This is a genomic window from Zoogloea oryzae (assembly GCF_030161255.1).
Classification (GTDB): Bacteria; Pseudomonadota; Gammaproteobacteria; order Burkholderiales; family Rhodocyclaceae; genus Zoogloea; species Zoogloea oryzae.
This window is the reverse complement of the sequence record NZ_BSPX01000108.1, coordinates 1-9615: the sequence shown is the minus strand read 5'-3', so window position 1 is coordinate 9615 and position 9615 is coordinate 1. Positions and strand designations below refer to the sequence as shown.

Below are 9615 nucleotides of genomic sequence, written 5' to 3'. Positions count from 1 at the left end.
GCCGGCGCAGCCTGCTGCGCGAAGGCGACGGCGGCACGCCGGTGGTGGCCGACGCCATGAAGCGCGGCTGGATTGCCCCCGGCGTCGCCGCCGACCCGGCCGCCATGGCCGGCGCCCCCACGCTCACCGACGAACAGCAGGCTGCCGTCGAGGCCATGTCGGCCAGCTTCGGCCAGTTCCAGCCCTTCCTGCTGGCCGGCGTCACCGGTAGCGGCAAGACCGAGGTTTACCTGCGCCTCGTCCAGCAGGTCATCGCCCGCGGCGAGCAGGCGCTGATCCTGGTGCCCGAGATCGCCCTCACGCCCCAGCTCGAAGGCCGCGTGGCGGGGCGGTTCCCCGCCGCGCGGGTGGTCAGCCTGCACTCGGCGCTGGCCGAGGGCGCCCGCTCCCAGGGCTTCGTGCAGGCCATGGAAGGTCGCGCCGAGATCGTGCTGGGCACGCGGCTGTCGGTGTTCACGCCGCTACCGCGGCTGGGGCTCATCGTGGTGGATGAAGAGCACGACGCCAGCTACAAGCAGCACGAAGGCGTGCGCTATTCGGCTCGCGATCTCGCCATCTGGCGCGCCCGCCAGCGCAGCGTGCCCATCGTGCTGGGCTCCGCCACCCCGTCGCTGGAAAGCTGGCACGCCGCCGACACCGGCCGCTACCGCCGCATCGAGCTCGCCAACCGCGCCGTGGCCGCCACCATGCCCAAGGTGCGGCCGGTGGACGTGCGCCGCGAGACGCTCCAGAACGGCCTCTCCGAACACCTCCTGCGCGCCATCGACGCACGTCTCCAGCGGGGCGAGCAGAGCCTCATCTTCCTCAACCGCCGGGGCTACGCGCCGGTGCTGTCATGCCCGTCCTGCGGGTGGGTGAGCCGCTGCCCCCACTGCACCGCCAACCTGGTGCTGCACCTGGCCGACAAGCGCCTGCGCTGCCACCACTGCAGCTGCGAGACGCACATTCCGGTCTCGTGCCCCGACTGCGGCAACCAGGACATCCAGCCCTTTGGCCGCGGCACCCAGCGCCTCGAGGAGACCCTCGCCGAACGCTTCCCCACCGCCCGCGTGCTGCGGGTCGACCGCGACGCCGCCCGCACCCGCGCCCAGTGGGACGCGCTGCTGGCCCAGATCGGCAACGGCGAAGCCGACATCCTGGTCGGCACCCAGATGATGGCCAAGGGCCACGATTTCCCGAAACTCACCTTCGTCGGCGTACTCAACGCCGATTCGTCACTGTTCGCCGCGGATTTTCGCGCCCCGGAGCGCCTCTTCCAGCAGCTCATGCAGGTGGGCGGCCGGGCCGGGCGGGGCGAGCTTCCCGGCCAGGTGATGATCCAGACCCAATACCCCGATCACCCCCTCTACCAATGCCTCGCCAGGCACGACTTCGCCCGCTACGCCGCGATGCAGCTGGAGGAGCGCAAGCAGGCCCGCTTCCCGCCCTTCGCCGCCAACGCCCTGCTGTGCGCCACCGCCGATGAAGTCGCCACCGCGCTGGACTGGTTGCGACAAGCCCGCGAGGCCGCCCTGCCCTTCGCCCAGGCCTTCGGCGTGCAGGTGTTCGACGCGGTGCCGATGCGCATGGTCCGGCTGGCCCGCCGGGAGCGCGCCCAACTGCTGGTCGAAGCCCCCGGCCGCCCCGCCCTGCAGGCCTTCCTGACGGCCTGGAGCCGCCACCTGTGGGCAGCCAGACCCGTGCGCGGCCTGCGCTGGCACCTGGACGTGGACCCGGCCGAAGTCTGAGCCGCGCCACCCCAGCAACGCAGGGCCGCCTCACGGCCCGGCTGATCACCCCCGGCGCCGACGCGCCAGCAATCCACAGCCTGTCGCCAGCCCCAGAAGGCCGAGCATCGCCGGCTCCGGCACATCGCGGGTCAGGAAGCCGCGGATCTCGCCGCCGGGGAACACGTTGGTGTGGATGTTCAGATAAGCCTTGTCGGCGTCCAGCCCGGTCAGGAAGGCATCTGCCGCCAGCGCCACCGTTCCGCCGTTGTTGGTGACGTAGGTCGGGTTCCAGGTGCTGGCCAGGGTCAGGTCGAAGACCTGGTGGTAGATCCCCGCCGTCACCCCCGACGGGAAGCCGACGAAAGTCGGCACCTGGGTCGCGACGCCCGCAGTGCCGGTCATCGCCACCGGCGTGCAGCAGTGGATGTGGGACGCCGTCACGTTGCCCGTCAGCCCGCCGAAACTCACGTCCAGCGTCATCGTGAGCGCCGTCGTATCCACCAGAAGTGTTGCAGCGCCAAAGCCCGCCGACGCGTTGGGCGGCGCCTCGGCTGCGCCGCTCAGGATCGTCGAGTAACTCACCAGCGAGGCACCGGCCAGCGGCGCAGACAAGGCCAGGACACCGGCCACCCCACAACGAACAGCGTTCTGCAACAAGGACATGGCAACTCTCCCGGGGGAAATCAAGACGTTTGGGTAGGACGCAGCGCAATTCACCGAATCGCGAATGAAACGCAGCCGCGTTCTCTTTTTGTAGCACATCGAACCCCGTCGCGCCCCCGTTACAACTGAACATGGCCTTACATTTGGGCTGACAACCCGCGCCAGGGGCCGGCGTTATTCGCTGCAAGGGCAGGCAATCACGCCGCCCGGACCACAACGTCATCCCTCAGGAGAACATCTCATGCTGAACAAGATCATCGCCCTTGCCATCACCGCCGGCTTTGCCACTGTCTCCTTCGCCCAGACCCCGGCCGCTCCGGCCCAGGCCGCGCCCGCCGCCAAGGCCGCCGTCGCCGCGGCCGCCGAGAAGAAGGTCGAAGCCGTCAAGGCCGAAGTCGCCAAGCCGACCGAACCCGCCAAGGTCGAGGCCGCTCCCGCCACCACGCCGGCCAAGGCTGAAGCACCGAAGGCCGTGAAGAAGGCCCACAAGGCCGCGAAGACTGCCAAGCACGCCGCGAAGAAGGCCGAAGCCGCACCGGCTGCCGCCGCTGCCGCCACCCCCGCTGCCGCGCCTGCTGCCGGCGCCAAGTAAGCCAGCCAGGTCGCCCAGCCTCGCGGGGCGTGTTCCGGGAAACCGGGGCACGCCCCGCAGTGCGTTTACCGCCCACCAGCGACGCAAGGCGCCAGATCCATTCAAGCTGCCCGCAAGGCGTACATGAGAATTGTTCTCGTTTACTTTATTTTCGCCACGGCCTATATTGCGAATCATTCTCAACAAACAAGAGAGTGATCCGATGGAACCCCGCCTCGCATCCACCCCGCCGGCCAGCCTGTGGGCCGGCGCCCTCAGCGCCGTGCTGAGCTTCGACGAAACCGGCTGCCCCCACGCCTCCCGCCGCGCCGCCGATCTCCTCGCCCGCCTCGCCGATTTTCCCGACACCGACCGCGACCTGCGCGACCTCTGCGAGCGCGCCAGCCAGCGTCTCGACCGCAGCCCGGAGAAGCCCCATGTGCCGCAACGCTGAACGCCTGCCACCCGGCGCCGCCGTGTTCGCCGAGCCGCCCGCGCCGATCAAGCCCGACACGCCCCGCGCCCGCCCACGCCTGTGGACCCTCGACCCCCAGCACCACTGCCCGATCATCGGCACCTGCCTGCCCCTCGCCGACCTGCAGCGCATCGCCAGACGCTGCCATTTCGCCGCCCGCCCGGACGACGACTTCGCGCTCCACGTGGAAGCCGTGAGCCACGCCCGCAGCCGCAACCCCGCCTCCGAAGCCATCCAGCGCCACCTCGACGCCCGCTACCGGCTGGCCGTGGCCCGCTTCGCGCGCTTCAAGACCGACGCCGAGCTTCGCGACGAATGGCTGGCCTGCGTGGCCCGGGGCGAAGTGGCCGGGCCCCTGTGGGCACTGTGCACCCACCGGATGGCCTCCGCCGAAACCCTGCAGGCGGCCTACCAGCGCGTGCACATGCTGTCCCACCAGGTGGGCGCCGGGCTCGCCGCCGACACCCGGCGGCTCGCCCAGCTCGAAAAGGAAAACACCGAACTGCGCACCGGCCTCAAGCGCGAACTCACCGCCCTGCGCCGCCAGCTCGCCGCCGCCGAATCAGCGCTCGGGGAGCGCGACGCCGCCCGCACCGAGGCTGCCGAGCTGAAGAAGCGCCTGCAACGCTTCGAATCCGGTCAGGTGATGGTCGATCTGGGCCGCCGGCTGATGAGCCTGCAGGGCGCCGCCGAAGACCTCGCCAGCGCCACCCGGCGCATCTACACCCTGGAAAGCACCCTCAAGGACGCCCACCAGGAGAGCATCCGCCTCGCCGCCGAGCGCGACGCCGCCCTATCCGAGCGCAACGCCCTCGAAGCCATCCTGCAGGCCAGCCTTCCCGCGACGGACGACGCCGACACCGAAGCCCTGTGCACCCGCGCCGGCAGCGACGACTGCGCCGGCTGCCCCCAGGCCACCAGCGAGCGCTGCATCCTCTACGTGGGCGGCCGCGCCGCGCTGATCGCCCAGTATCGCCAGCTCGCCGGGAGGCTCGGCATCAAGCTGATCCACCACGACGGCGGCCTGGAGGAATCCCTCTCGCGCCTGCCCGACCTCATCAACGGCGCCGACGCCGTGCTGTGCCCCACCGACCACATCAGCCACAACGCCTACTACCACGTGAAGAGCCACTGCAAGCGCATCGGCCGACCCTGCCTGTTCTACAAGGGCGCAGGCGTATCCGGCTTTGCAGCGGCGGTGGCGCGGGTCAATCGGGGGGAATACAGCGTCGCCGGGCAGGACGAGGCCTGAGCCAGTCAGGCCACCGGCTGCAGCCGCCCGGCCCGCGAAAGGGGAATGAAGCTCAGCGCCTGGGCCGCCAGCAGCAGCACGAAGGCCACCACCAGCGCCGCGGACGCGCTCATCCCGCCGCCGCGCAGGCCATCCACCAGCCCACCCAGGCCCCACTGAACGCCAAACGCGCCCACGAAGGCCACCAGGTTGATGCAGGTCGTCACCCGCCCGGCGAGGCGCAGCGGAAAGTAGCCCGCCAGCACGCCGTACATCTGCGCGCCGGTGGCCGACACCACGCCCAGCAGGCACCACAGCACCAGGGACGGGCCCACCTGCGCGATGATCAGCGCCTCCACCACCATGCTCGCGAAGAGCCCGATCTGCATCAGCCGAAGGGGTGGCACGCCCCGCGCCGCGAGGGGAATCGCCCAGGCGCCGATGGAGAGCTGACCCGCCAGCATCCCCACGTTGAGCCACAGCAGGTGATCCGCCGCCAGCGCCCGGCTGTAGCCATTCACCTCCATCAGCCAGGGCACCGCCCACAGGCCCTGGAGCGCCATGAAGCCGCCGGTGAAGAACGCCGACTGGGCCGCAAAGCCGCGGAAAGGCACCGCCGACAGCACCTCGCCCACCCCGCGCAGGGCCTGCTGGAGATCGCCTTTTTCGTGCCCGTCGTCCCTTTCCGGCATTGCGAAGAAGATCGTCACCGCCACCAGCACGGCCAGCACCGCCACCACCCAGAAGGCGCCGCGCCAGCCGATGAAGGGCAGGGCCGCCTCGAGGGGCGCCGAAGCCGTCACCGCCCCGAGGGCGCCACTCGACATCACGTAGCCGGTCATCGACGCCAGCCTCTCCCGTGGAAACCACAAGGTGAACCCCTTCAGCCCCGCCATCAGGCAGGCCGACACGCCAAAGCCGATCAGACCCCGCGCCCCCGCCAGCACCGGCAGGCTGTCGCCCAGCGCGAACAGCGCCGCGCCCAACCCGGTGAGCAGCAGGAGCAAGGCCTCGACCCGCCGCGGCCCGTAGCGGTCGAGGGCGATCCCCACCGGGATCTGGGCCAGCGCAAAGGCGAAGAAATAGGTGCTGGTCAGCAGGCCCAGATCGGCCGCACCCAGGCCCAGCTCGCGGGTCAGGTCGGGCGAGATCACCGCATTCACGGTGCGCATCAGGTATGAAAGGTAATACCCCGCGGCAAAGGGCAGAAACACCCGCGTGACGAGAGAGGCCCGTGAAGGCAGGGACGACGACGACATGGACAACGACCGGCAGTTTGCGCAAGGCCGCAGCTTACCGGCCCGGCCCGCCGGCGTCTCTGCCGATGAGGGAAAGCCCCAAGTCGCCCGCCACACCAGCCTCGCGCAGGACATAACCGATTTGACTAAAGTTTACTCAAGTGCCGCCGTAAGCACCGCAGCAGCCCCAAGGAGTGCTCCATGACCGCCACCATTCTTCTCGTCGACGACAGCCGCGCCTCCCGCATGTTGTGCAGTTCGATCATCCGGAGCCTTCGTCCCGGGCTTCAGATCCTCGAGGCTGGCGACGGCAACGACGCCCTGTCCGTGCTTGCCAGCCAGACCCCGCAGCTCGCGGTGATCGACATGAACATGCCCGGGATGTCCGGGCTCGAACTGGCCGAGAAGCTGCGCACCAGCCATCCGGACATCCGGCTCGCCCTGCTCACCGCCAACGTCCAGGAATCCATCCAGCGCCGGGCCGCCGAGCTGGGGGTGCATTTCTTCCGCAAACCGATCACCGAACCCGTGGTGGCCAGCATTCTGGGCCTGCTGGACTGACGCCATGCGCACCTTCTCCGACCTCGAGATGGATGCCCTTGCGGAAGCCTTCAACCTGTCGCTCGGCGAAGCGGCCGCCACCTTCTCGGCCATCGTCCACGAAGAGATCGAACTGTCGGTGCCCATCGTCGAGTTCATCTCCCGGGACGAGCTCACCCGCCGCCTGCAGGGCGACAAGGCCGACCAGGACCCGACCCGCCTGTGCCGCATCAACCAGAGCTTCACCGGCAGCGACGGCCTCGTCACCGACGCCCTGCTGCTCTTCCCCGAGCACGGCAGCCTCGAGATCGTCCGCCGCATGCTCGGCGACGACACGCCGATCGATCACATCACCGAGCTCGAACAGGACGCCCTCGCCGAGATCGGCAACATCATCATCAACAGCTGCATGAGCAGCCTCGCCAACCTGTTCGGCACCGAGCTCATCGGCTCGCTGCCCCGGGTCCAGTGCAGCGACGCCGCCCATCTGCTCGACGACAAGGCCGCGGACAACCTCATCCTCGTCGCCCGGATCGGCATGGTGATGTCCGCCCACAATCTGTCGGGCTTCGTGCTGTTCCTGATGGACGTGCCGTCGGTGGACCAGTTCATGGCCCGCGTCGCCCACCTGTTCAGGCTGCCCTCCGCGGCGCTCCAATGAACGACGACCACCTCCTGGCCGACAGCGTCGACATCGGGCTGATCCTCCTCGACCACGACGGGCGCATCCGCCTTTGGAACCGCTGGATCGCCCAGCGCGCCACCCGCGCCGCCCACGAGGCAGAAGGCATGACCCTCACCGAGGCCTTCGGCAACCACATCGACCCGCGGCTCACCCTCGTCGTGCGCGAAGCCATCGACTTCGGCTGGACCGCCCGCCTGTCCCACGCCCTGCACCCGATGCCGCTGCCGCTGTTCCCCCCCGGCAGCGACCACAGCCAGCGGATGATGCAGGCCATCGACGTTACCCCCGCCAACGACGGCACCCGGCGCATGTGCCTGCTGCAGGTGCGCGACGTGACCGAGGCGGTGCACCGCGAGGCCCTCCTCAAGCAACAGGCCCACCAACTGCGTAACGACCTGCAGCGTCTGTCCCGCGCCCAGGAAGAACTCCAGCGCAGCGAGATGCGCTTCCGCGAGCTGGCCCGCCAGGCCCCGGCCGGGCTGTTCGAGGCCGACGCCGAAGCCCGCTGCACCTTCCTCAACGAACGCGGCGAGCAGCTCCTGGGCCGCGAGCTCGCCCAGGTTGCCGGCAGCCCGTGGCCAAATTTCCTGCCCGCAGCCGATCAGGAGCGCATCCACGACCGCTGGCTGCTGGCCGTCAAATCCGCCACCCGCTTCTCGGAAGAATTCCGCTACATCCACCCCAGCGGCCGGCCCCTGTGGCTGCGCGCCGAAGCCGGCGCCCTGCGCGACCAGCACGGCCAGATCCGCGGCTTCATCGGCACCATCGTGGACATCACCGAGTTCCACGAACGGGCCAGCCGCAACGAGTTCCGCGCCAACCACGACAGCCTCACCGGCCAGCTCAACCGCGATCACTTCGAGCGTCACCTCCGGGCGGCGATCTCCGGGGCGCGGGAAGTCACCGACCGCATCGCCCTGCTGTTCATCGACCTGGACGACTTCAAGGTCATCAACGACACCCACGGTCACCAGGCCGGCGACACCGTGCTCAAGGCGGTGGCCTACCGGGTGCGCCGGGTGGTGCGCGCCGAAGACCGGGTGGCCCGCTACGGCGGCGACGAGTTCGCGGTGCTGCTCTATGAAGCCGGCGATGACCGCTCGCTGGCGGCCATCGTCGCCAAGATCACCCACGCCGTGGCCCTGCCGATCAACCTCGGCCACTGCCACGTGCGCATCAGCTGCTCGATCGGGCTGGCGGTGTATCCCGACGACGCGCAGGACCCGAACGGCCTGCTCAACCAGGCCGACCAGCGCATGTACGACGGCAAGCGCGGACGCCCCGCCCGCGCCAGCCTGCCTCCCCCCAACGCCTGAAGCGCGGAGCGGTCAGCCCGTGACGGCCGGGCTCGGCGGCAGGGCGCAGGCCGCCCGGTATTCCGCCGCCAGACGGTCGCACAGCTCGCGCACCGGCGGCGCGTCGTGGATCGTCGCCACGCCGTGGCCAGCGCTCCACACATCCCGCCAGGCCTTGGCCTCGTCCGACAAGGCCTTCAGCTTGCCCTTGCCCACGCCCTGCACCAGCTCCTCGCGCTTGTGGCCCAGCCGCTCCAGGCTCGGCCACAGGAAGTTGGCGTTGGTGCCGGAGATCGCGTCGGTGTAGACCACGTCGCCCGCCGAGCTGTCGATGAGCATCTGCTTGTAGGCGTCCTGGGCGTTGGATTCGCGGGTCGCGATGAAACGCGTGCCCATGTAGGCCAGATCGGCACCGAGCACCTCGGCCGCGCGCACCGTGTAGCCGTCGGAGATCGACCCGCCCAGCACCAGCGTGCCGTCCCAGAATTCGCGGATCTCCCGCACCAGGCTGAAGGCGCTCTGGGTGCCCGCGTGGCCGCCCGCGCCGGCGCCCACCGCGATGATCCCGTCCACGCCGGCGGCGATGGCCTTCTTCGCGTGGTAGGCGTGGATCACGTCGGAAAACACCAGCCCGCCGTACTCATGCACCGCCTTCACCACCTCGCCCGGGTGGCCCAGGCTGGTGATGACGAAAGGCACCTTGTGACGGCAGATGAGTTCCAGATCGGGCGCCACCCGCGGATTGGAGGCGTGGAGGATCAGGTTGACGCCGTAGGGCGACACCGCCGCTGACGGATCGGCAGCCTTGGCGGCCGCAAGCGCGCCGGAGATCTCGCCCAGCCAGGCATCAAACTGTTCGGAGGTGCGCGCGTTGAGCGCCGGGAAGGTGCCCGCGACCCCGGCCTTGCAGGTCTCGATGACCAGCGACGGGCCGGAAACCAGGAACATCGGGGCAGCGATGGCAGGCAGGCGCAGGGCGCCGCGGAAAACGGACGGAATGCTCATGAAGTCTCCTCGGTATTCTTGTGGGTGCAGCGGGGATCAAATCTAGCACCATACGGAGGAGTACGGAAACCAGCCTAGTTTCCGGGCTCCGGAGCAGGCGCAGGAACTGCCGCGGGCTTGGGTGCCGGCGCGGCGGCCGGGGCCGCGGCAGGTGCCGGCGGTGAAGCGGGTGCTGGCGCAGGCGTTGGGGCTGCCGGGCGGGG

At 69.8% G+C, this 9615-nt stretch carries 10 protein-coding genes; 7 read left to right on the top strand and 3 right to left on the bottom strand.

From position 1 onward, the window contains the following. Positions 1-1727, top strand: a 1727-nt coding sequence (locus tag QQK25_RS21200; protein WP_284189751.1) for a primosomal protein N', incomplete at its 5' end; no start/stop codon positions are given. 45 nt (positions 1728-1772) lie between these two features. On the opposite strand, the gene QQK25_RS21195 is transcribed toward QQK25_RS21200, so the two are convergent. Then, positions 1773-2372: a CHRD domain-containing protein gene (locus tag QQK25_RS21195; protein ID WP_284189750.1), complete on the bottom strand. Its 600-nt coding sequence runs from the start codon at positions 2370-2372 to the stop codon at positions 1773-1775. A gap of 241 nt (positions 2373-2613) precedes the next feature. Between QQK25_RS21195 and QQK25_RS21190 the strand changes: the two genes are divergently transcribed. The 3 genes from QQK25_RS21190 to QQK25_RS21180 all read left to right on the top strand — a co-directional run bounded on the left by QQK25_RS21190 (position 2614) and on the right by QQK25_RS21180 (position 4670). Beyond that, on the top strand, positions 2614-2964 hold the full coding sequence (locus QQK25_RS21190) for a hypothetical protein (protein ID WP_284189749.1): 351 nt from the start codon (positions 2614-2616) through the stop codon (positions 2962-2964). Between the two features lie 202 nt (positions 2965-3166). Continuing rightward, positions 3167-3397, top strand: a complete 231-nt coding sequence (locus QQK25_RS21185) for a hypothetical protein (RefSeq protein WP_284189748.1) — start codon at positions 3167-3169, stop codon at positions 3395-3397. Beyond that, positions 3381-4670 (top strand): DUF2325 domain-containing protein, encoded by a 1290-nt coding sequence (locus QQK25_RS21180; RefSeq protein ID WP_284189747.1) that lies wholly within the window; start codon positions 3381-3383, stop codon positions 4668-4670. Before QQK25_RS21185 ends, QQK25_RS21180 begins: the two co-directional genes overlap by 17 nt. Positions 4671-4675: 5 nt before the next feature. Here QQK25_RS21180 and QQK25_RS21175 read toward each other — a convergent pair whose 3' ends face one another. Beyond that, positions 4676-5908 (bottom strand): MFS transporter, encoded by a 1233-nt coding sequence (locus QQK25_RS21175; protein WP_284189746.1) that lies wholly within the window; start codon positions 5906-5908, stop codon positions 4676-4678. A gap of 180 nt (positions 5909-6088) precedes the next feature. On the opposite strand from QQK25_RS21175, the gene QQK25_RS21170 reads away from it, so the two are divergent. Genes QQK25_RS21170 through QQK25_RS21160 form a run of 3 tightly spaced genes read left to right on the top strand, consistent with a single transcriptional unit; the run spans position 6089 to position 8428 of the window. Then, complete coding sequence (locus QQK25_RS21170) at positions 6089-6448, top strand: response regulator transcription factor (RefSeq protein WP_284189745.1); 360 nt, start codon at positions 6089-6091, stop codon at positions 6446-6448. A gap of 4 nt (positions 6449-6452) precedes the next feature. After that, a complete protein-coding gene (locus QQK25_RS21165; protein ID WP_284189744.1) occupies positions 6453-7088 on the top strand; it encodes a chemotaxis protein CheC in 636 nt (211 codons plus the stop codon). Further along, positions 7085-8428, top strand: a complete 1344-nt coding sequence (locus QQK25_RS21160) for a GGDEF domain-containing protein (RefSeq protein WP_284189743.1) — start codon at positions 7085-7087, stop codon at positions 8426-8428. The genes QQK25_RS21165 and QQK25_RS21160 overlap by 4 nt, the downstream gene beginning before the upstream one ends. 12 nt (positions 8429-8440) lie before the next feature. Here the strand turns inward: QQK25_RS21160 and QQK25_RS21155 are convergent, their stop codons facing one another. Next, on the bottom strand, positions 8441-9412 hold the full coding sequence (locus QQK25_RS21155) for an NAD(P)H-dependent flavin oxidoreductase (RefSeq protein WP_153162209.1): 972 nt from the start codon (positions 9410-9412) through the stop codon (positions 8441-8443). Between the last annotated feature and the right edge of the window lie 203 nt (positions 9413-9615).